The following is a 21,890-nucleotide window of genomic DNA, read 5'->3' on the forward strand; positions in this document are numbered from 1 at the left end:
CGCTGATCCCTCGCCGTTCGGCCTGGCCGAGGGCTTGGACGCCGAGAAGGATCAGCACGTGACTTCGCCGTAACCGCTTAGCGGTGATCCGCAGGCCGTGAAGGACGTCGACGATCCGCGGATCCAAGCCAAGCCGCGCGACCTGATCATCGCCGGCCGGGCCAAGCCGAGCTTCGTGGTCTCGCATGAACTCCCGCTGGACCAGGCGCCGGTGGCGTTCGAGAAGTTCGACAAGCGGGTCGACGGCTACACCAAGGTGGTCTGCGCCCGTAAGTTCTAAGGTATTTCGGGAACGGCCGGCTCGTGCAACGTACGCAGGAGCAGCCAGCCCAGGGCGGGCAGGACGATCAGGGGGATGAGGGCGGTCCGCAGGGACGTGGCGTCGGCCAGGGCGCCGATGAGGGGAGCGGCGACGCCGCCGACGCTGACGGTCAGGCCCAGGGTGACCCCGCCGGCGGTGCCCACGCGCCGGGGCAGATAGTCCTGGCCGAGCGTGATGTGCAGGGAGAAGGGCACGTACAGGCCGGCCGAGGTGAGGGCGACGAACAGGTAGAGCGCGGGGCCGGATACGAGGACGACACCGGCGACGGCCACGACGGTCAGGGCGTAGGACCACTGGGCGACCGTGACGCGGGTGTAGCGGGTGGCGAGCCGTCCTCCGGCCACCGTGCCCACCGCGCCGCCGAGGTAGAGCACGAACAGGGCGGCCGTGCCCGAGACATCCCCTCCGCCGGTGCGCTCGCGCACATAGAGGGAGATGAACGCGCTCAGACCGACGAAGACGATCGAGCGGCACACAATGGCCCCCGACAGCTTGGTGAATGACGCCCAGTCGTTCCTGCCGACGGACTCGCTCGCGTGGGTGTCCGCCGTCGCCCCGGCGGGTCCCTTGAGCGCCCGCAGCGCGGCCGCGCACAGGGCCGCTCCGGCCAGGGCGGGGACGATCAGCAGCCAGGATGCCTTGAGGCCGCCGGTGGCGATGACGGCGGAGACCATCAAGGGGGCGGTGGCGAAGCCGAGATTGCCGCCGAGGGAGAACCAGCCCATCCCGGTGTGGCTGCCGCGGCTGGCGTGGCGTGCCGCCCGGGCGGCCTCGGGATGGTAGGCCGCGACACCGGCCCCGGACACGGCGACCACCGCCAGGGTGAGCGGGTAGGAGTCGGTGATGCCGCTCAGGGCGACACCGACGCCGGCCGCCAGCGCGCTCATCGGCAGCAGCCACGGCAGGGCCCATTTGTCGGTGAGCGCCCCGAACAGCGGCTGCACCACCGAGGACAGCAGCGAGGCGGCCAGGACGATGCCGGACGCCGCCGCGTAGGTGTAGGCCCGTTCGGAGACGAAGAACGGCACCAGCGCGGCCACCGCTCCCTGATAGACGTCCACGCACCCGTGCCCCAGGGACAGCAGCGTGATGGGTTTCTTGCGCAGCGCGATCCGGTGAGTTGACACGCGTCGATCGTGTTATACGACAGCTTGTCGCGCTTTCGATAATCTGCCGTCTTGTGTCGAACATCCGCCACACGCCGCAGGCCCCGACCCGCGCCCAGGCCCTGGCCGCCGGGGAGCGCATCGACGCACACCGTCACGACGACCACCAGATCATCTACGCGGGGTCCGGCGTGCTGGCCGTCGCCACCGACGCCGGCACCTGGTTCGCGCCCGGCACCCGCGCCATCTGGGTCCCCGCGGGAACCGTGCACGCACACCGTGCCCACGGCCACCTCGATCTGCACCTGATCGGTCTGGACGCCGGCGACAATCCGCTCGGCCTGGACGAACCCACCGTTCTCGCCGTCAGCCCGCTGCTGCGCGAGCTGATCCTCGCCTACACCCGCGCCCCCCACGACACCGGCGCGGAGCGCCGCCGGCTGCTGGCCGTCCTCCGCGACCAGCTGCGCGCCTCACCCCAGCAGCCCATCCAGCTGCCCGCTCCCACCGACCCCCGGCTGGCAGCCGTCTGCGCGATCCTGCACGACGACCCGGCGGATCCCCGCACCCTCGCCGCCCTCGGCGTCGCGACCGGAGCCGGCGAACGCACCCTCAGCCGCCTCTTCCGCTCCGAACTCGGCATGACCTTCCCGCAGTGGCGCACCCAGGCGCGCCTGTACCACGCCCTGCGCATGCTGGCGGACAACACCCCGGTCACCACCGTCGCCCACCGCTGTGGCTGGTCCTCCACCAGCGCGTTCATCCATGTCTTCCGCCGCGCCTTCGGCTACACCCCCGGAACCCACAACCGCCGTCTTCGAGGAGCCGGAAACCAAGGGCTCATCCCCGACCCTTCTCCGTAGTCAAGGCGTCGGCCATCCCGCCGTAAAAGGTCACTAGATGGGATGAAGTGCTCCATAATTGGTGATATGCCCTGTACGGCTACCTCGCTGCGGCGGCGGGAGGAGGAGCGATCATGAAGAAAGGCCGGGCGGCACTGGTCTTCACCAGCGGTTACCTCTTCGGGCGTGGTCACAAGAGGACGGCTCTCATGCTCGCCGGTCTGGCAGCGGGCAAGCAGCTCGGATCCTGCCGTCCCCCAGGGGGTCTCGGCCGGCTGCAGTCCTCCGAACTCGGCAAACTGGGCAACCAGGTCGGACGTCAGCTGGTGTCCGCGGGACGGTCGGCGGCCATGTCGGCGGCCAGTCACCGCATCGACGCTCTGAGCGACCGGATGGAGCGCCGCGCCTCGATGCTGCGCACCGCCCCGCAGGGCGAGGAACACGAGGGGCCGACGGACGAGGAGCGCGAGGAGGAGACCGCCTCGCGGCGGTCCGGCGGCGAGGAGCGGCGGGGCGGCGAGCGCCGCACCGGCGAACGCCGCGGTGAGGAACGGCGCGGCAGCAAGCCGCCGCAGAAGTCAGCCGACCGTCCGGCGAAGAGTCAGAAGAAGACCACCGCCGGTGAATCGGGGCGACGAGTCAAGGGTGATGAGTGATGGCTGAGGCCAAGCTGCCGACCGGACGTCTGAAGAAGGAAGCGCAGGGGCTCCTGACCGCCCTGGGCCAGAAGGCCCTGTCCTCGGTGACCAGCCTGGGCAAGGCCGGTGAGCGAGGCGGGCTTGACATACCGGTGAAACCGGTGGTGAAGAAGGGGTTGGACGAGGTCAAGGAAAAGGCCGTCGACAAGGTCAAGGAGAAGACCATCGACAAGGCCAAGGAAGTCATGGGCCTCGGCAGTGACAAGGGCGGCAAGGGCGGCAAGAAGCTCAAGGTCACCAACATCGTGGAGCAGATCGATGTGGGCGCGCCGCTCTCTCTCACCTACAACCTCTGGACCGAGTGGGAGAACTTCCCCTCCTACATGAAGAAGGTCGAGGACGTCCAGAACGACGATGAGATCGAGTCGGACTGGAAGGCCCAGGTCTGGTGGTCGCACCGCGAGTGGCGGGCCGAGATCATCGAGCAGGTGCCGGACAAGCGGATCATCTGGACGTCCCGGGGCGCCAAGGGCCATGTGGATGGCACGGTGACCTTCCATGAGCTGAGTCCCGAACTCACCAGGATCCTGTTCGTCCTGGAGTACTGGCCCCAGGGCTTCTTCGAGCACACCGGAAACCTCTGGCGCGCCCAGGGCCGCCGGGCGCGCCTGGAGATCAAGCACTTCCGCCGTCACCTCATGCGCGTGGTGCTGCTGAACCCCGACGAGGTCGTGGGCTGGCGAGGCGTGATCCACGACGGCGAGGTCGTGGAGGAGGACGAGCGCGAGGAGGGCGGGGAAGAAGGGCCCGAGGGCGAGGAAGAAGAGCCCGAGGAGGAGGAAGAGGAGTCCGAGGAGGAGGAAGAGGAGCCCGGGGACGAGTACGACGAGGAGGAGTACGAGGAGGAAGAGGAGCCCAGACGGCGGCGCTCCCGCCGTTGACGGCCCCCGCCCCCGCCCCCGGAACAGGTGAGCGTGGTGACCGGTGCCTGGTATGTCTACGGGGTGGTCACGGACGACCGGACCGGCGACTCGCTCAGGGGCCTGCCCGCCGTCGGGGACCCGGAGGCGCCGGTCACCCTCGTCCGCCACGGTGGCCAGGCCGCCGTGGTCAGCGAGGTGCCCGCCGACAAGCCCCTGGGCACTGCCGACGATCGCCGCGCCCACGCCAAGGTGCTGGACACCCTGGCCGCGGAGTCCTCGCCGGTGCTGCCGCTGCGCTTCGGCACGGTGGTGCGCGACACCGGCGCGGTGACCGATGAGCTGCTGACCAAGGGGCACGACGACTTCGCCTGCGCCTTCGACCGGCTGAGCGCCCGTGCGCAGTTCACCCTCCGGGCCCACTATGTGCAGGACGCGGTGTTCCGCGAGGTGGTGACCGAACAGCCCGAGGCCCGCCGGCTCCGTGAGGAGCTGCGGGGCCTGCCGGAGGACGCGGGCTACGACCAGCGCATCCAGCTGAGTCAGATCGTCTCGGAGACCATCGAGGCCAAGCGCGCGGTGGACGCCCTGGAGATCGAGCGCCGGCTGGCGCCGCACGTGCTCGCCTCGGTGTGGCAGGAACCCGCCTCCGCCGAGGGGCTGGTGAACGCCTCGTTCCTGGTCGAGGACGCGCGGCGGGAGGAGTTCGAGCAGGCCGCCGAGCACCTCGGCCGGCACTGGCACGGACGCGTCGAACTGCGTCTGCTCGGGCCACTGGCCCCCTACGACTTCGTGGCCGACGCCCTGCACGGGACCGAGGAGGGCGCCGATCGGTGAGGGGTCCGCCGCCGGCCGCACTGGCACGCATCTGTACCTACTAGTATGTATGCTCGTGATCGGCCACAGAACTCATCGATGCCACCACTCCAAGGAGACCCGCTGACATGCCACTTGTCCGTATTGACGCATTGCGGGCCGACGGTGACCGGCTCGACGCGCTCGGCCGCGCCGTGCACGACGCCCTGGTGGAGGCAATCGGCTTCCCGCCCGACGACCGGTTCCAGGTGCTGGTCAGTCACGACGGCATCAACAGCACGCTGCGCTATGACCATTACCTCGGTGTGCGGCGCGACGACGACATCGTGTACGTGGCGCTGACGATGCGCTCCGGGCGCACACCCGCCCAGAAGCAGGCGCTGTACCGGCGCATCGCCGAGCTCGCGCATGAGTACGCGGGGACCGAGCCGCGGAACGTGTTCATCTGCCTGACCGAGAACGAGTCGATCGACTGGTCGTTCGGCAATGGGGTCGCGCACTATGCGGTTTGACGGCCTTGGCGTCCTTGGAGCCCCTGGAGCGCCTTCCCGAAGCGGGAGCTGGGGGACGAGTACTCCAGCCGCTACGGCAAGGACGCCCACAGCGAGCTGAGCCGCTATCCGTCCGAGGAGTTCACCCCGCCGCACGGGGTGCTGCTCCTGCTGCTGGAGGGCGGTGAGCCGGTCGCCGGAGGCGCGTACCGCCGGTACGACGAGCAAACTGCCGAGCTCAAGCGGATCTGGACCCATTCGGCCCACCGGCGGCGCGGGCCGGCCCGCCGTGTCATCGCGGCGCTGGAGCGGAGCGCCGCCGAGCGCGGCTACCGACGGATCCACCTCACCACCGGCCCGCGTCGGCCGGAGGCGCGCGGGTTGTATCTGGCCACCGGCTACACGCCGTTGTTCGACCTCTCGGCCGATCCGGAGACCATCGGCCCGCTCCCCGCAGCGTCTCCACCAGTGGATCCTCCGCCGTGACCTGGACCACCGTCAGCGCGTGCGGGGGTTCGGCGACGGAGGTCGTTTCCACGGACATGGGGGTTGCCTTTCGGGAAAGAGGACCGGCCCGCGCGCGGACATACGGGACGCGGCAGACGTGGGGGAGAGCCGGTCGTCCTCGTCCACCACCCGGGTCTCCACATTAAGCGCCGCCCGCCTCGCCGACCCCGCCCTCCGCTCCTGATCGGCCGGGCCCGTCCGGCGTTCGAGGAGCGGGGGCCTGGGGGCGGAGCCCCCTGGAAGGGGCGGGGTCGGGACGCTTCCTCTAGCCGGCACACTCCATCGTCGTCGGATCCTCCGCCGCCCGGATCAGGGACTGATGCGCCCGGCGCAGCCGGTCGACATCGGGCTTGGTCTCTCGGCGGTCATACGTGAGGAGCCCGTTCAGCTCGCCCTCCACGTCCGTGATCTGGGTGTACACCGCCCCACTGCTGCCATGACACGCGACCTGACGCCGCACCTTGTCCAGCAGATTGAGGTACTCGTCGGTGTAGTCCTCCTTGTCGACGCCGACATAGGTGTGCTGGACGGGCCACGCATGCCCCGGCACGGCGAGGCCGAGACCGCCGTACTCGCCGGTGACGCCGGCCCGGTTCGCGTCGGGGCGGGGTTCGCCCGGGCCGGGGTAGGCGTGGATGTCGGCAATGTCGCCGTTGCCGGTGTCGTTCCAGCCGCTGGCCCCGTTGATGAGCCGGGTGGGGTCCCAGCTCTTGGCGAGAGCGGGGACCTCGGGGCCGCCGTACTGGCCCCAGCCCTCGTTGAAGGTGACCCACATGACGACCGACGGGCTGCTGATGTGCTGGTCGATCATGCGCTTCATCTCATGCTCGTACTCCCGCTGCGCCGGTTCCAAGGGCGCGACGGTGTTCATGGCGGGCATGTCTTGCCACACCATCAGACCGAGCCGGTCGGCCCAGTAGAACCAGCGGTCGGGTTCGACCTTTATATGTTTGCGGACGGCGTTGAAACCCATCCGCTTGTGCATCTTCAGGTCGTACGCGAGCGCCTCGTCCGTCGGGGCGGTGTGCAGCCCGTCGGGCCAGAAGCCCTGGTCGAGGGTGGCCATGGAGAAGACCGGCTTGCCATTGAGCAGCGTGCGCCGCTTTCCGGCGACCTCCTTGACGGCGACGCTGCGCATGCCGAAGTAGCTCTCCACGCGGTCTTGGCCGACCGTGACCTTCAGCCGGTACAGATGGGGGTCGTCGGGGGACCACAGATGCGGGGAGGGGACCGGTACGGAGAGGGGGGAGCCGGTGCGGCCGGTCGCCGTGCCGACCGGGCGGCTTCCGTCGTACGCGGTCGCCGTGACGGGCACGCCGTCCCGTACGCCGCGGACGTCGGCGGAGAGGGTCTGTCCGGGGACGTCGGGCGTCAGTTTGAGGGTGTCGATATGGTCGGTGGCGACCGGCTCCATCCAGACGGTCTGCCAGATTCCGGAGGAGGCGGTGTAGAAGATGCCGCTGGGGTCGAGGCGCTGCTTGCCCATGGGCGGGTTCTCGCCGCCGGGGGCGTCGGTGGGGTCGTAGACGCCGACGATCAGCTCCTGGGTGCGGCCGGGCCGCAGGGCGTCGGTGACGTCCGCGCTGAACCGGTCGTAGCCGCCCCGGTGGTCGGCGACCTGCTTGCCGTTGACGTACACCCGGGCCTGCCAGTCCACGGCGTCGAAGTTCAGCCGAAGCCGTTTTCCCTCGCCGACCTTCCAGCCGGCGGGGACGGTGAAGGTCCGCCGGTACCACATGCGGTCCTCATGGCGCTCCAGCCCGGACAGCTTGGACTCGACCGGGTACGGCACCAGGATCCGTTCCGCCAGCCGCTGCCCGAACGGGGGCGACTGACCGTCCTCGGCGGCGGCGAACTGCCAGGTTCCGTTGAGGTTGCGCCACTGATCGCGGGTCAGCTGCGGGCGCGGGTACTCGGGGTGGGAGTTGTCCGCGCTGACGTCATCGGCCCAGGGGGTGGTCAGCTGGTACGTCGAGTGGTTGGCGCCGATGGCCAGGTACGGGCCGATGGCGCCCTTGTCGCTGGAGAGGCCGCCCTTGCCGTCGTAGCGCACGACTGCCTCGCCGCCCCGTCCGACCACCGGCTCCTTGAGGGTGAGCAGCAGCCGGGACGGGTCGGCGGGGTCCAGCCGGGCATGTCCCAGCGGCCAGGCGGCGCCGCCGATGACGGCGGTCAGATGGGTGGGCAGATCGGCCGGGGGAGTGGTGAGGGGCCGGGCGAAGTCCATCAGGAGCGTACGGCCGTCGGGCTGGACGGCGCTGCTGAGGGGGCCGTCGTAGTCGAAGTCCGCGGGCAGCCGGAACGCCGAGGCGGGCACCGGGGTCTTCGCCGCGCCCGGCGGGGTCCAGGACAGACGGAGGTTGGAGCCGCCGTAGTGCTCGAAGTACTCGACCTTGATGTCGTAGGCGCGGCCCGCGGTGAGTTCGATGGGTGCGGAGGTCTGCTCCTTGTCCCAGTCGTCGACCCAGTGGTCGATGACGGGGCGGCCGTCGATCCACAGTCGGAAGCCGTTGTCCCCGATGATCGAGAAGGTGTGTCCACCGGTGCGCTCGGGGGTGATCCGGCCGGTCCACCGGACGCTGACGTCGTCGGACCGGCCGGTGGCGCTCTGCAGCCTCGGCTCCAGGTTGTCGAAGTCGAGGGAGGTGTCGAGGCTGGTCGCCTTGAGCTCGTGGAAGTCGAAGGCCCCCGGGGCGGACTGGAGGTAGTAGTCGCCCCGGAGGCCGTGGACGACCGGATCGTCGGAGGGGGTGTCGGCCGCGGCGGGGAGTAACCCGAGCGCGCCGAGCGTCAGGGCCAGGGGCGCGATCACGGATCTGGCGAGAGCTGAACGGAATCGCACATGTCCTCCTTGCTGGAACAGCTGTTGGGACAAGTGGGGCGCCGCCATTGCGCCATCTTCAACAGAACCTGTCAACAGTGAACGCAAGGCAACAGCACTTTCTTCGCTGAGCGCGCGGCGCAGCCCGTGAACTCGCCGGGCGCCGGACCACAATGAGGGGGTCGAGGAGGAGAGCCGGTGAGCGGCGATGTCGGACTGGGTGTGGGAGTACGAGGGCTACGAGCCCGCCGAGGAGCGGCTGCGCGAGTCGCTGTGCACCCTGGGCAACGGCTATGTCGCCACCCGGGGCGCGGCGCCCGAGACCACCGCCGATGAGGTGCACTACCCGGGTACCTACGCGGCGGGCTGCTACAACCGGCTGGTCTCGACGGTCGCCGGACGGCAGGTCGAGAACGAGGACATGGTCAACCTGCCGAACTGGCTGCCGCTGCGCTACCGGATCCACGATCCGGACCGCGCGCCCGGCGGCTGGCTCTCGCCCGACGGCGGCGAACTGGCCGGCTACCGGCAGACCCTGGACCTCAGGCACGGCACACTGCTCCGGCGGCTGCGGTTCACCGGCCGGGATGCCACGCTCGACGTCGAGCAGCACCGGCTCGTCCACATGGGGATCCGCATCTGGCGGCGATGCGGACCACTTTCCGGGCCGAGGGCAGACCGGGCACGGTCGAGATCGAATCCGCGCTCGACGGCGCGGTGGCCAACACGGGCGTGGCCCGCTACCGCCGGCTGGCTGGCCACCATCTGACCGGCATCCGTACCGGCGCCGCCACCCCCGACACCGTATGGCTGCACTGCCGCACCTCCACCTCGGACGTCCGCGTGGCCATGGCCGCGCGCACCCGGACCGTCGAGGGCGCTCCCGCGGCCACCGGGCAGCGGCTCACCGGCCACGCGGCCGTCCGGACCCTCACGGTGCCACTCGCGCCGGGGGAGCCCGTCACCGTCGAGAAGACGGTGGCGGTGCACACCTCCAGGGACCCGGCGATCGGCGAGCCGCTGAGCGCCGCCCTGGACCGGGTGGGGCACGCATCGGGCTTCCCCGAGCTGCTGGACTCCCACCGGACGGCGTGGGAACACCTGTGCCGCGAGGCGGCGTTGGAGGTGCCCGGCGAGGCGGGTCACATCCTGCGGCTCCATCTCTTCCACGTCCTGCAGACGCTCTCACCGCACTCCGCGGAGCTGGACGCGGGCGTACCGGCCCGGGGGCTGCACGGTGAGGCGTACCGCGGCCATGTCTTCTGGGACGAGCTGTTCGTCCTGCCGTATCTCAATCTGCACCTGCCCGAGGTGTCCCGGGCCCTGCTGTCCTACCGCCACCGGCGGTTGCCCCAGGCGTGCCGCGCCGCCGCGGACGCCGGGCGGGCCGGTGCCATGTACCCGTGGCAGAGCGGCGGCGACGGGCGCGAGGAGACCCAGTTCCTTCATCTGAACCCGCGCTCCGGCCGCTGGCTGCCCGACCACTCCCGGCTCCAGCACCATGTCGGCTCGGCCGTCGCGTACGACGTGTGGCAGTACTGCCAGGCCAGCGGCGACGCCGAGTTCCTGCACACCAAGGGCGCCGAGATGCTGCTCCAGATCGCCCGCTTCTGGGCGGACGCCGCCGTCCTCGACCCGGCGCACGGGCGGTACCGCATCCGCGGTGTGGTCGGCCCCGACGAGTACCACGAGAAGTGTCCCGGCGCCGACCGCCCCGGCCTCGACGACAACGCCTACACCAATGTCACCGCCGCCTGGGTGCTCGCCCGGGCGCTGGAGCTGGCCGGTACCCTGCCCGAGCCGCGCCGCCGGGAGCTGTTCGAGCGCATCGGCCTCGAACCCGCCGAGCCGGACCGCTGGGACGAGGTCTCCCGACGGCTGCGAGTCCCCTTCCACCAGGGCGTCATCAGCCAGTTCGACGGCTATGAGTCGCTCGCCGAACTCGACTGGGACGGCTATCGCGCCCGTTACGGCGACATCCGCTGGCTGGACCGGATCCTGGAGTCCGAGGGCGACACCGTCAACCGCTACCAGGCGTCCAAACAGGCCGATGCGCTGATGCTCGGCTATCTCTTCTCGCCCGCCGAACTGTCGGCCCTTTTCCGGCGACTGGGCTACGTCCTCGACGACGACACCTGGCGCGCGACGGTGGCGTACTACCTGCGCCGCACCAGCCACGGCTCGACCCTCAGCGGGCTGGTCCACGGCTGGGTGCTGGTACGGGCGCGGCGGGCCGAGGCATGGCGGTACTGCCAGGAGGCGCTGATCGGCGATGTCGCCGATGTGCAGGGCGGCACGACGGGCGAAGGCGTCCACCTTGGCGCCATGGGCGGCACCCTCGATCTGGTGCAGCGCGGACTCACCGGGCTGGAGACCCGCGAGGACGCCCTGTGGCTGGATCCGGTGCCGCTCCCCCAGCTGTCGGAGTACGGGTTCTCGGTGCGCTACCGGGGCCATTGGGGCGTCGCCCTGCGCATGCGGTCCGGACGGCTGTGGATCAGTGTGCCGGACTCGGAGGAGCCGCCGATCGAGGTGCGGCTCGCCGACCGTGTCCTGAGGGTCGCCCCGGGCGAGTCCCTCTGGCTTCCGCTGCCGCCCGGCTGACGCGCCGTGCGCCGCTTGATCGACCAGATGGTGGCGATGACGAAGACCACCACCAGCACGAGTATCGAGATGAGTTCATCGGACATCGAGCGCTCCCGTCACTGGGCCCCGGCCGGAGCCCTCCCCAGCGCTCACTCGACCGGCATCAGCGCATTCTGGACGCCATCGCCGAGCGGCGCTCCAAGGCCGCCGCCACGGCCATGCGCCGCCACGGCCATGCGCCGCCATGTCCGTACCGTCGCCCAGGTGCGCCCGCTGAACCGGGACCCGGACGAGACTCCCTGAGTCCATCGCCCCCGCCGCCGGGCCCGTCCGCGCCCTCGGCAAGGACCTCGGTCTCACCGCGGACCAGGCGCGGCCGAGGCCGGTCCGGGAGGCCGCGGCCACGCCATGCTGCTGGAGCCGAAGGCGATGCGCGCCGCGGGGAAGTCCTTCGGCAGCTCCTGGTCGTGCGGAAGGCCGCGAAGAAGGCGGCCCCGGCCGGGTGAGCGGTTGGGACGTCGATCCCAGGATGGGCAGCGTAGTGATCCAGGTCCGCCGGGGGACGGAACACGACGCCGCGGTATGTGCGTTCGTCGACGACGCGAAGCGCTCGGGCCCGGTCACAGCCGAGAAGGCCGCCGCCCAGCGCCGGCCACCTGCCTCCATGCCAAGCCGGGCGGGTGGTGGCCGCACTCCCGCCCGCCGCATCACCGCGCTCGGGGCCCGCGCTGCGCGGTCATATGGTGCGGGTCGTAGCCGGGGATGGTGCCATCGGGCTTGGCGACCAGGAAGAGTCCGGCCATGCCCATGTCGGAGTGGCTCTGGACGTGGCAGTGGTACATCCAGGCCCCCGCGCCGACGTTCTCCCCGGCGATCACCTGGAAGCCGAAGGAGTCGGCCGGTCCGGTGATCTTGTTGTCGATGATCCGGCTCGGGTCGTCCGGCCCTGTGAGCAACCCGGTGCGGTTGTCCGCCCAGCGGTGCCCGTGCATATGGAAGGTGTGGTAGTACTCGCCGTGCGTGATCATGATGATCTCGACCCGGTCGCCCACCGTCGCCCGGAACTCGGGCGCGTCATGCCCGGACTTGTTGTTGATCGTCATGTCGTTGAAGACGATCGTGAACTGCTTCTGCGGCAGGATGTCGCCCGCCCGGCGCACCACCACGGGACCGTACAGCCCCTTGCGGAGGCCGCCGGTGCCGTGCGGGGTGCCGACCGCGTGGTCGTGGTAGTGCCAGTAGCCCGCGCTGCCGGGCCGCCAGGTGCCGTCCGCGCGGGTGTCCGGGGCGTGCGTGCGCCAGGTGTAGGTGCGGGTGCCGCCCGGCTCCACGGCGCTGCGGTTGAGCTGGGTGCCGTCGCTGGCGGTGTCGTAGTCGAGTCCGTGCACATGGAGGCTGACCGTGACGTCCATGGTGTTCTCGAACTCGATGTGCAGGGTGTCGCCCTCGGTCAGCTCGATCAGCGGGCCGGGGATGGATGCCTTGCCCTTCTCCAGGCCGTAGCCCATCTGGCCGTCCGGCAGCTTCTCCGCGTAGAGCTTCAGACGGCGGACGTTGCCGCCCGCCGCTGCCGTACGGACCGTGCCGGACGGCGCCTTCGCTGCGGCGGGGGAGGCGAGGGCCAGGGGGCCGGCGGCCGCGGCTGCCGCACCGCCGGCCAGCAGCCGCCGGCTGAATCCGCGTCTGGGCATGGTGCCGGGTGCGTCGCTCATCGCTCTCCCAACTCGCTGCGTTACCACTGTCGTTACCGCTGCGCACATGCCCCGGGGAATGGATCTCACCGTAGCCGGAGAATGTTCGTTCATCCACGCTCAGGACAAAGTTAGTTGAATGGCGGTCATAGCTATTGGCGGCTTGCGAAAAGACGTCTAGCTTCCTTCAACGGTGTTTCCAGTACGTGAGAGGGATGGGTGACCAATGCGGGACGAACCGTATCAAAAGCCCTCAGAAAGGCGAGCGCTGACGGCGCGTCGGCTGCGGGGAAGACGTGCGGGGATGGCGGCGCTGCTCTTCGGCGCCCTCACCGCGACCATGCTGGGCGGCACCCCGGCCGCCGCCCGGCCCGAGGATCGTGCGCCGCTCGCGCTGCCGTCCCCGCCGGGCGGTGACGACGTACGGGTGCTGGTCTTCCACGCCTCGGCCGGGGACGAGCCGCCGACCGTGGACGCGGGCATCGCGGCCATCGAGAAGATCGGCGCGCAGGGCCCGGCGGCCGAGCGCTTCAGGGTCGACGCCACCGCCCACGCCTCCGTCTTCACCACGGCCAAGCTCGGCACGTACAACGCGGTCGTCTTTCTGACCGGCGCCGGCGATGTGCTCGACCCGGAGCAGGAAGCCGGTCTCGAGGCGTACATGGAGGCAGGCGGCGGCTTCCTCGGCATCCATGACGCGGCCCGCAACGAGCCGTACTCCGACTGGTACACCGGGCTCGTCGGCGCCCGCCCCGCCGCCACCAGCCCCACCGCCGTCCAGCGGGCCGTGGTGGAGGTGGGCGACCACGTCAACCCGGCCACCAAGGACCTGCCGCTGGAGTGGAAGCGCCCGGACAAGTGGCTCAACTGGTCGGCCAACCCCTCCGGCAAGGTGCACACCGTCGCCCGGGTCCGGGAGAGCAGCTACCAGCCGGGCGCGGGTGCCAACGGCTGGGACCACCCCATCTCCTGGTGCCGTGACTACGACGGTGGCCGGTCCTTCTACACCGGTATGGGAGGCACCGCGGCCGGCTTCCAGGAAGCCGACTTCCGCGCCCATCTGCGTGGCGCGCTGCTGTGGACGACCCGGCTCGCCCGGGCCGACTGCCAGGCCACCATCACCGCCAACTACAAGGCCGAGCGCGTCACCAAGCCCAATCAGCCCGGCCAGTCCGATCAGATCGGCGAGCCGCACGGGCTGGTCACCGCCAAGGACGGCCGGGTGCTGTACATCGGGCGCGGCGGTGGCGACAACAGCGCCCCCGTGGTCACCGACTGGAACGACCCCGACATCGGCAAGGGGCAGGGCCAGATCCATGTGTACGACCCGGCCACCGGCAAAGTCACCCTTGCCGGCGCCCTCACCGTCTTCGGCAACAAGGGCGGTGGCGACGAGCTCATCAAGAACGAGGAAGGGCTGCTCGGCATCGAGCTCGATCCCGGCTTCCTCTCCAACGGCTGGGTCTATCTCCACTACACCCCGCACTCCCGGATCAACCGGGACACGCGGATGGCCGAGCGCCGCGTCTCCCGCTTCACCCTGAACCCGAAGACCAACAAGCTGGACCTCGGGTCGGAGAAGGTCCTGCTCTCCTGGCCGGTGCAGATCCACAGCTGCTGCCATGCGGGCGGGGGGATGGCCTGGGACTCCAAGGGCAATCTCTACATCGCCACCGGCGACAACAACTCCTCCCGGTTCAGCGACGGGTACTCCGGCAACAACCCGCAGCCCAACTACAAGGGCGTGTCCTTCGCCGACGCCCGCCGCACCGCCGGAAACACCCACAACCTCAACGGCAAGATCCTGCGGATCCACCCCGAGGACGACGGCACCTACACCCTCCCCGAGGGCAATCTCTTCACCGGCGAGGAGCCCGACGAGGGCGGGGGCAAGACCCGTGGCGAGATCTATGTGATGGGGGTGCGCAACCCGGCCCGTATCTTCGTCGACCAGAAGACCGACATCCTCTACGCCGGCTGGGTCGGCCCCGACGCCGGCGAGCCCAGCACCACCTGGGGCCCGGCCAAGTACGACACCTTCGCCGCCATCACCAAGGCGGGCAATCACGGCTGGCCCTTCTGCATGGGCAACAAGCAGCCGTACCGGGATCGCAATCTGCCCGACCCCAGCAAGCCGCTGGGCTGGTACGACTGCGACCGCCCCAAGAACGAGTCACCCAACAACGACGGGTTGGTGAACCTGCCGCCGATCACCGCGAACACCATCTGGTACTCGCCCCAGGGCGGCGGACCGGACTATCCGCGCGACGCGAACGGCATCCCCAGCTACCGGACGTCGGAACAGAAGTTCCTGCTCCCGTGGCTCAAGGGCGGCGGCCAGGCCACCATGAACGGCCCGGTCTACCGGTACGACGCCACGAGCAACAGCACCACCAAGTGGCCCGCGTACTGGGACGGCAAGTGGTTCGTCGGTGACTTCTACGACGGTGACCAGCCGCGCCACGCCGTGCTGACCGACCCCGGGACCGTCGGCAAGGGCGGACTGCCCGTCCACGCCGAATCGCTCAAGAAGATCATCCCGGTGGGTGGAGACGGCATCCGTAACCTCATGGACTGGAAGTTCGCCCCGGACGGCTCGCTGTACGTCCTCGACTACGGGCGTGGCTTCTTCACCTCCGACGCCAAGTCGGCGCTGTGGCACATCACCTACCAGGGCGGCGAGCCCACTCCGCTCGCCAAGGATCTGGCCAGGAAGGCGGAGTAATGGTGGCACGAACGCGCCCAGAACCCCCCAGACCATGGACGGCGCTGCTCGCCGCGCTGCTCATGATCCTCGGACTGAGCTCGGCGACCGCGGCCGCTGCCTACGGGCAGGACGACACCCGGCAGGCCGTCCAGCAGACGCTCACCTGGACCGCGGGCGACGACATCACGAAGTACACCTCGGCGCCCACCACGGCGGTCGCCGGGAAGACCACCATCGTCTTCGAGAACAGTGTCGCCACCGGTAACACCATGGGGATGCCGCACACTCTGACCTTCGACGTCTCCGATCCGGAGTACAACAACGACGTCCCGCTGAACATCCTCGCCAACCCCTCGGACGACAGCGGCGGCAAGCACACCGCCGAGGTCACCCTTACCCCCGGCCGCTACCGCTACCACTGCACCATCCCCGGCCACGGCGAGATGCAGGGCATTCTCGTCGTCACCGACGGCGGCGGGGGCGAGGACACCACGGCGCCCGAGACCGCGGCGAAGGTCGAGGGCGAGAAGAACGCGGACGGCGCGTACATCGGCATGGCCACGGTCACCGTGTCCGCCACCGACGAGGGCTCGGGCGTGGACAAGATCGAGTACGCGATGGGGGACGGGGCCTTCCAGCCGTACACCGCGCCGGTGATGGTGCACGAGGTCGGCGCGCACACGGTCCGCTACCGGGCCACCGACAAGGCCGGAAACGTGTCGCAGGTGAAGTCGGCCGACTTCACCGTGGTGGCGCCGCCCACGGATGACACCACCGCGCCCGAGACGTCGGCCACCGTGTCCGGTGAGAAGGACCCGTCCGGCGCGTACATCGACATGGCCACCGTCACTGTCACCGCCTCCGACACCGGATCCGGCGTCAACCGGATCGAATTCGCCGTGGATCAGGGCGAGTACCAGCCGTACACCGTGCCGGTGATGGTCCATGCCACAGGGGCGCACACGGTGCGGTACCGGGCGTCGGACAAGGCGGGCAATGTGTCGGCGGTGAAGTCGGTGGACTTCCGCGTCGTCGCCCCGCCCACCCAGGACACCACGCCCCCGGTGACCTCCGCGAAGGTCGAGGGCGCCAAGAACTCCGACGGCAACTACGTGGGCACCGCCAAGGTGACCATCACCGCCACCGACGCCGAGTCCGGTGTGGACAAGACGGAGTACTCGCTGGACGGTGGCCCCTACCTCGCCTACACCGCCCCCGTCGTCATTGACCGCGTGGGCCGGCACACCCTTGCCCACCGCGCCACCGACAAGGCGGGCAACACCTCCCGGGCGGGGCAGGTGGCGTTCACCGTGGCCGAGGGCGGCGGCGTGCCCGCCCCCGCGTGCCCGGAGTGGGACGAGCGGCTCACCGTCATCGTCGGCACGGTCGACACCGGCGTCCCCAACCGCATCACCCGAAGCCGCTGCACCATCAATGAGCTGATCGAGGACGAGAAGGACTGGTCCTCCCACGCCCTCTTCCTCAAGCACATCACCGCGGTCACCGACAAGCTGCTCGCCGACGGCGTCATCGACCAGCGCGAATACGGCCTGATCAACGAGGCCGCCGAGCAGTCCGGGATCGGCAAGCCCGGCCAGAGCGAGGGCTACCGCGATCTCTTCGACGGTACGAAGAAGTCCTTCGACAAGTGGCAGCACGTGGGCGGCGGGGCCTTCGGGCTGAACGACGACTCCACCATCACCAGCAGCTCCACGGTCGAGGGCATGGGCATGCTGTGGTTCCCGCAGCGGACGTACGACGACTTCTCCCTGAAGTTGCAGTTCCGCGATGACGCACCGGGGGCCGGCAACGCCAACAGCGGTGTCTTCGTCCGCTTCCCGAATGTGCATGACCACCCGGAGGAGTCCCGCCCCGAGTGGGTCGCCATCAAATACGGGCACGAGGTGCAGATCCTCGACCGTCCCGACGGCGACATGTACAAGACGGGCTCGATCTACGGCTTCGACCGGGTCGGGCTCGGCGGTGCGGGTGTCACCCCCAAGGGGAGCTGGAACGACTACGAGGTCCGGGTGGTCGGCCAGCACTACTCGGTCTACCGCAACGGTGTGCTGATCAATGAGTTCGAGAACGCGGGCGGCCAGGAGTTCACCCCGCCGCGCGCCGACGACCCCGGCACGGACGGCCGTCGGTATGCCTCCGGATACATCGGTCTGCAGACCCACAGCACCAGCGATGTGGTCTCGTTCCGCAACATCCGCATCAAGGAGCTGTGAGGCTGATGCCGTACGGGCCCAGATCCCGGCCCGTACGGCACACCCCTCGCGCTACTCCGCCGCGAGTGTGTCCAAAATCTGCTGCCCGTACTTCGCGAGCTTGTTCTCGCCGACACCGCTCACCGTGCCGAGCTCGTCCAGCGTCGTGGGGGCCCGGGTGGCGATCTCGCGCAGTGTGGCGTCGTGGAAGATCACATACGCGGGGACGCCCTGCTCCTTCGCGGTGGCACCACGCCACGTCCGCAGCGCCTCGAAGACCGGCACGGCCTCCTCGGGCAGATCCACCGGCGCCTTCCGCTCCTTCCCGGACGATCCCGACGCCCCGGACTTCCCCTTCCCGGCGCGCGCCGCCTTCTCCAGCTCGCGCCGCAGCCTGACCTCGCGCTGCCGGTTCAGCACCTCGGCGCTCGTATCGGTGAGCACCAGCGTGCCGTAGTCGCCCTCGACGCCGATCAGACCCTGGGCCAGCAACTGCCGTACCACACCGCGCCATTCGGCCTCGCGCAGCTCCGTGCCGATGCCGAACACCGACAGCGCGTCATGGTCGAACTGGATGACCTTGGCCGTCTTCTTGCCGAGCAGGATGTCGATGATCTGGCCCGCGCCGAACTTCTGGTTCCGCTCCCGCTTCAGCCGGACGATCGTCGACAGCAGCTTCTGTGCGGGGACCGTGCCGTCCCAGGACTCCGGTGGGGTGAGGCAGGTGTCGCAGTTGCCGCACGCGGTGCTCTGCTGGCCGAAGTAGGCGAGCAGCTGGACCCGGCGGCATTCGACGGTCTCGCACAGCGCCAGCATCGCGTCGAGATGAGCGCCGAGCCGGCGCCGGTGGGCATCGTCGCCCTCCGAGGTGTCGATCATCTTGCGCTGCTGGATCACGTCCTGGAGCCCGTACGCCAGCCATGCGGTGGAGGGCAGACCGTCACGCCCGGCGCGGCCCGTCTCCTGGTAGTAGCCCTCGACGGACTTGGGCAGGTCCATATGCACCACGAACCGCACATCGGGCTTGTCGATGCCCATGCCGAACGCGATCGTGGCCACCACGGTCAGACCGTCCTCCCGCAGGAAGCGCGCCTGGTTCTCGGCGCGGGTCCGGGCCTCGAGGCCCGCGTGATACGGCACCGCCGCGATCCCGTTGCTGACCAGGAACTCGGCGGTCTTCTCCACCGAGGAGCGGGACAGGCAGTAGACGATGCCCGCGTCGCCCGCGTGCTCGGTGCGCAGCAGCTCCAGCAGCTGCCGCTTCGGATCGTTCTTCGGGGCGATCCGGTACTGGATGTTCGGGCGGTCGAAGCTCGCCACGAAGTGGTGGGCGTCCTGCAGCTTCAGCCGGGACGCGATCTCGGCGTGGGTGGCCTCGGTGGCGGTCGCGGTCAGCGCGATCCGGGGCACGTCCGGCCAGCGTTCATGGAGCTCGGACAGGGCCAGATAGTCGGGCCGGAAGTCGTGTCCCCACTGCGCCACGCAGTGCGCCTCGTCGATGGCGAACAGCGAGACCGTGCCCCGCTCCAGCAGCCGCAGCGTCGACTCGACCCGCAGCCGCTCGGGGGCGAGATAGAGCAGGTCGAGCTCGCCCGCGAGGAACTCGGCCTCCACCAGTCGCCGCTCGTCCAGATCCTGGGTGGAGTTGAGGAATCCGGCCCGCACCCCCAGATTCCGCAGCGCGTCGACCTGGTCCTGCATGAGCGCGATCAGCGGCGAGATGACGACCCCGACGCCCTTCCGGACGAGCGCGGGGATCTGGTAGCACAGCGATTTGCCGCCGCCGGTCGGCATCAGGACCAGCGCGTCACCACCGGATATCACATGCTCGATGATCTCCTGCTGGCCTCCCCGGAACGCGTCGTATCCGAAGACGCGGTGCAGGACGCGCAGGGCCTCACTGGAATCGTCACGCGGATCGTTGTCGGGGTGGTCGGGGAGGAGAGCCATCCGGCGATTCTAGAGGTCCGAGCGGGACCGCTGTGACCCGTTCCGGCCGTGGGCGCGCCTGCTGGTTGGATACGGCCGGGTGTGGGCAGAGTGGCCGATGAGGCAAGGTCACGCGTCATGTCCATGCCTACATCCGCAGTGGATCCTTCCCCATGAGGAGGCCGATCGTGACATCCCGCACGCTCGCCCGCGCCTTACCCGCCGCCGTGGCCGCGGTGCTCGCCCTGGCGGGCGGCGGCCAGGCCGTGGCCGCCCCCGCCGCCACGGCGGAGCGCATCGCCGCCACGCGGGTGGTGACATACGACGCCACCGGCGCCGCCGAGTTCAAGGACGCCGTGGCCAAGGGCGCGGCGGTCTGGAACGAGAGCGTGGTGAACGTACAGCTCACACCGGTAGCGTCCGGACAGCGGGCGAACGTCCGCATCGTCGCGGACAACGGCTGGCCCCGCACCGTCTCGACGACCCTGGGCAACGGCACGATCTACTTCGGCCGCCAGGCCGTCGACGACGGTTACGACACCGTACGGATCTCCTCGCACGAGCTCGGCCATATCCTCGGCCTGCCCGACCGGAAGCCGGGGCCGTGCTCCAGTCTGATGTCCGGTTCGACCGCCGGGACCTCATGCACCAACCCCTACCCCAACGCCGCGGAGGAGGCCGAGGTCGAGGACAGCTTCGGCTTCGCCAATGCCGCGGCGGCCGCCCGTACGTGAACGACTGACCCGAGCGGGCCGGAAGTACGCTCCCGGCCCGCTCCGGCCGGGGGCCGGGCCGCGGTCAGCCCGGCGCGGCTTCGGCCCGCAGCGGCATCGCGGCCAGGCCCGTTCCGCGCGGCAGCAGGATCGTGCGGAGCGCTACGGCGGGGGAGAGCAGTCGGGAGGGGCCGGCGGCCAGGTGGGTGATGTCGCGGAAGGCCGCGCCGACCACCGGGTCCATCGCCGCCCGGTCGACCAGGCGGCCGAAGTACCAGGTCTGCATCCGCTCGGCGAGGCCCGGCGGCGTCGCGTTCTCGGCGTATGGGCGGTCCGCGCCGACGGCCGTCAGCCAGGCGGTGTCGCTCGCCCGTGCGACCGCGCGCTGTGCCGTGGCCGCGAAGCCCGGCCGCAGGCCGCCGTCGGCGAGCACCTCGCGCAGGGCCAGGCCGCTCAGCGCGGCGACCGCCATGCCCTGCCCGTAGACGGGGTTGAACGTGCAGGCGGCGTCCGAGACCGCGAGGAATCCCTCGGGGACACCGCCCGGAGCGTCGTAGTGCCGACGGCGGTTGGAGGTGTCGCGGAATCCGTACGGGGGCGACACGGCGTCCGAGGTTCTGAGGTTGTCGACCAGATGCGGTTCGCCGAGGGATTCCACGAAGTCGAGTACGGCTGACTCCTCGGTCGGCGGGTGCTGGCCGCGCGCACCGGACAGGGTCAGCAGCCAGTTGCCATCCTCGACGGGCGCCCATGCGGCGCCGCGCGGGCAGTCGGGGCGCGGCTGGAGGACCACGGCCATGTCCAGGGGCTCGGTGGGCCGTAACATCTGCGTGCAGTAGCCGATTCCGGCATCGACGACCTCCTCGCGCGGCGCCGGGCGGCCGAGTTCGGCCAGCCACTGGGGGGCGCGCGAGGCGCGTCCGGAGGCGTCGACGACCAGGTCGGCGTGGAGGTCGCGCTCGGCGCGGCCCGCATCGCGCGAGCGCACCCGTACGCCGGTCACCCGTTCGGCGCTGCCGAGCAGCCCGAGGGCTTCGCTCGCCTCCAGCACCTCCACCCGGGTCCCGGATCCGGCGGCTTCGGCGAGCACCCGCTTCCGCACGGTGGCGTCGAAGAGTGGACGGGTGCAGCTGATCACGGCGTGTCTGCCCTCGTGGTAGCGGCGCGCCCAGCCGTTCGACCCCTTGGTGATCACATCCCGTGGCGCCTCCATCCGGCGCGCGCCCGCCGCCTCCAGCTCCGCGAGCGTCCCGGGCAGCAGCGTTTCCAGGGCGAGTTGTCCGCCGCTGAGGAAGACATGAAGATGGCGGCTCTGAGGGACGCCCTTGCGGAAGACAGGCCGGTCGGGGTAGCGGTCGCGCTCGACGATGGTGACCGTGTCCACGTGCCCGATCAGGGCACCCACCGCCAGCGTTCCCGCCAGTCCGCCGCCCACCACTACGGCCCTGCCGCTCATCCCCAGCCCCTCCCGGCCCATGATCGGTACGGACCAAGCCTGGGGCTCCGGGCAGAACCCGTCAACCAGGCGCGGTGAGGAGGGTACCGGGGTCCTCCTCACCGCGCTGCCGGATTGACGACTGGTCCGACG

Annotated in this window: 15 protein-coding genes and 2 pseudogenes; 12 read left to right on the forward strand and 5 right to left on the reverse strand. The window is 70.2% G+C overall.

Annotated elements, in window-relative coordinates; translation table 11 throughout:
• Positions 1-97: 97 nt before the first annotated feature.
• Positions 98-280 carry a hypothetical protein gene (locus tag ABZU99_RS05125; RefSeq protein WP_355947969.1) on the forward strand — a complete coding sequence of 61 codons (183 nt, stop codon included), beginning with the start codon at positions 98-100 and terminating at the stop codon, positions 278-280.
• On the opposite strand, the gene ABZU99_RS05130 is transcribed toward ABZU99_RS05125, so the two are convergent.
• The gene (locus ABZU99_RS05130; protein WP_356045565.1) at positions 277-1,449 is read right to left on the reverse strand and encodes an MFS transporter; all 1,173 of its coding nucleotides are present in this window, start codon (positions 1,447-1,449) and stop codon (positions 277-279) included. The genes ABZU99_RS05125 and ABZU99_RS05130 overlap by 4 nt on opposite strands.
• 53 nt (positions 1,450-1,502) lie before the next feature.
• On the opposite strand from ABZU99_RS05130, the gene ABZU99_RS05135 reads away from it, so the two are divergent.
• From ABZU99_RS05135 to ABZU99_RS05160, 6 genes and pseudogenes are all read left to right on the forward strand, one after another.
• Entirely contained in the window at positions 1,503-2,291 is a 789-nt protein-coding gene (locus tag ABZU99_RS05135) for a helix-turn-helix transcriptional regulator (RefSeq protein ID WP_356045563.1), read from the forward strand.
• Positions 2,292-2,404: 113 nt separating this feature from the next.
• Positions 2,405-2,926 carry a hypothetical protein gene (locus ABZU99_RS05140; protein WP_356045560.1) on the forward strand — a complete coding sequence of 174 codons (522 nt, stop codon included), beginning with the start codon at positions 2,405-2,407 and terminating at the stop codon, positions 2,924-2,926.
• Complete coding sequence (locus ABZU99_RS05145) at positions 2,926-3,849, forward strand: SRPBCC family protein (protein ID WP_356045558.1); 924 nt, start codon at positions 2,926-2,928, stop codon at positions 3,847-3,849. The genes ABZU99_RS05140 and ABZU99_RS05145 overlap by 1 nt, the downstream gene beginning before the upstream one ends.
• 36 nt (positions 3,850-3,885) lie before the next feature.
• The gene (locus ABZU99_RS05150; RefSeq protein WP_356045555.1) at positions 3,886-4,665 is read left to right on the forward strand and encodes a GvpL/GvpF family gas vesicle protein; all 780 of its coding nucleotides are present in this window, start codon (positions 3,886-3,888) and stop codon (positions 4,663-4,665) included.
• Positions 4,666-4,772: 107 nt separating this feature from the next.
• Complete coding sequence (locus ABZU99_RS05155) at positions 4,773-5,156, forward strand: tautomerase family protein (RefSeq protein WP_355947809.1); 384 nt, start codon at positions 4,773-4,775, stop codon at positions 5,154-5,156.
• 42 nt (positions 5,157-5,198) lie between these two features.
• Positions 5,199-5,621: pseudogene (locus tag ABZU99_RS05160) on the forward strand (GNAT family N-acetyltransferase); the annotation flags it as partial.
• 286 nt (positions 5,622-5,907) lie between these two features.
• Here the strand turns inward: ABZU99_RS05160 and ABZU99_RS05165 are convergent.
• Positions 5,908-8,484 (reverse strand): PA14 domain-containing protein, encoded by a 2,577-nt coding sequence (locus ABZU99_RS05165; RefSeq protein WP_356045552.1) that lies wholly within the window; start codon positions 8,482-8,484, stop codon positions 5,908-5,910.
• 187 nt (positions 8,485-8,671) lie between these two features.
• Here ABZU99_RS05165 and ABZU99_RS05170 point away from each other — a divergent pair.
• Both ABZU99_RS05170 and ABZU99_RS05175 read left to right on the forward strand, forming a co-directional pair.
• A pseudogene (locus ABZU99_RS05170) lies at positions 8,672-11,067 on the forward strand (glycosyl hydrolase family 65 protein).
• A complete protein-coding gene (locus ABZU99_RS05175; RefSeq protein ID WP_356045549.1) occupies positions 10,956-11,555 on the forward strand; it encodes an FCD domain-containing protein in 600 nt (199 codons plus the stop codon). The pseudogene ABZU99_RS05170 and the gene ABZU99_RS05175 overlap by 112 nt, the downstream one beginning before the upstream one ends.
• Before the next feature lie 201 nt (positions 11,556-11,756).
• Here ABZU99_RS05175 and ABZU99_RS05180 read toward each other — a convergent pair whose 3' ends face one another.
• Positions 11,757-12,740: a multicopper oxidase domain-containing protein gene (locus ABZU99_RS05180; RefSeq protein ID WP_356045630.1), complete on the reverse strand. Its 984-nt coding sequence runs from the start codon at positions 12,738-12,740 to the stop codon at positions 11,757-11,759.
• Positions 12,741-13,044: 304 nt separating this feature from the next.
• Here ABZU99_RS05180 and ABZU99_RS05185 point away from each other — a divergent pair, with 304 nt between their 5' ends.
• Together ABZU99_RS05185 and ABZU99_RS05190 are read left to right on the forward strand one after the other, a co-directional pair.
• Positions 13,045-15,465: a ThuA domain-containing protein gene (locus ABZU99_RS05185; protein ID WP_356045547.1), complete on the forward strand. Its 2,421-nt coding sequence runs from the start codon at positions 13,045-13,047 to the stop codon at positions 15,463-15,465.
• Complete coding sequence (locus tag ABZU99_RS05190) at positions 15,465-17,681, forward strand: family 16 glycoside hydrolase (protein ID WP_356045544.1); 2,217 nt, start codon at positions 15,465-15,467, stop codon at positions 17,679-17,681. Before ABZU99_RS05185 ends, ABZU99_RS05190 begins: the two co-directional genes overlap by 1 nt.
• Before the next feature lie 51 nt (positions 17,682-17,732).
• On the opposite strand, the gene recQ is transcribed toward ABZU99_RS05190, so the two are convergent.
• Positions 17,733-19,610, reverse strand: a complete 1,878-nt coding sequence (gene recQ, locus ABZU99_RS05195; RefSeq protein WP_356045542.1) for a DNA helicase RecQ — start codon at positions 19,608-19,610, stop codon at positions 17,733-17,735.
• A 167-nt stretch (positions 19,611-19,777) separates the two neighbouring features.
• Here recQ and ABZU99_RS05200 point away from each other — a divergent pair, with 167 nt between their 5' ends.
• The gene (locus ABZU99_RS05200; RefSeq protein WP_356045539.1) at positions 19,778-20,323 is read left to right on the forward strand and encodes a snapalysin family zinc-dependent metalloprotease; all 546 of its coding nucleotides are present in this window, start codon (positions 19,778-19,780) and stop codon (positions 20,321-20,323) included.
• 64 nt (positions 20,324-20,387) lie between these two features.
• On the opposite strand, the gene ABZU99_RS05205 is transcribed toward ABZU99_RS05200, so the two are convergent.
• Positions 20,388-21,758: a hydroxylase gene (locus ABZU99_RS05205; protein ID WP_355947828.1), complete on the reverse strand. Its 1,371-nt coding sequence runs from the start codon at positions 21,756-21,758 to the stop codon at positions 20,388-20,390.
• Between the last annotated feature and the right edge of the window lie 132 nt (positions 21,759-21,890).

Origin of the sequence: Streptomyces sp. NPDC005266 (assembly GCF_040607655.1) — a bacterium.
Taxonomy (GTDB): Bacteria; Actinomycetota; Actinomycetes; order Streptomycetales; family Streptomycetaceae; genus Streptomyces.

Coding starts and splice junctions, on each gene's coding strand:
- ABZU99_RS05190 (WP_356045544.1), top strand. CDS start 15,465: ATGGTGGCACGAACGCGCCCAGAACCCCCCAGACCATGGACGGCGCTG.
- ABZU99_RS05180 (WP_356045630.1), bottom strand. CDS start 12,740: ATGCCCAGACGCGGATTCAGCCGGCGGCTGCTGGCCGGCGGTGCGGCA.
- ABZU99_RS05205 (WP_355947828.1), bottom strand. CDS start 21,758: ATGAGCGGCAGGGCCGTAGTGGTGGGCGGCGGACTGGCGGGAACGCTG.
- ABZU99_RS05145 (WP_356045558.1), top strand. CDS start 2,926: ATGGCTGAGGCCAAGCTGCCGACCGGACGTCTGAAGAAGGAAGCGCAG.
- ABZU99_RS05185 (WP_356045547.1), top strand. CDS start 13,045: ATGGCGGCGCTGCTCTTCGGCGCCCTCACCGCGACCATGCTGGGCGGC.
- ABZU99_RS05155 (WP_355947809.1), top strand. CDS start 4,773: ATGCCACTTGTCCGTATTGACGCATTGCGGGCCGACGGTGACCGGCTC.
- recQ (WP_356045542.1), bottom strand. CDS start 19,610: ATGGCTCTCCTCCCCGACCACCCCGACAACGATCCGCGTGACGATTCC.
- ABZU99_RS05140 (WP_356045560.1), top strand. CDS start 2,405: ATGAAGAAAGGCCGGGCGGCACTGGTCTTCACCAGCGGTTACCTCTTC.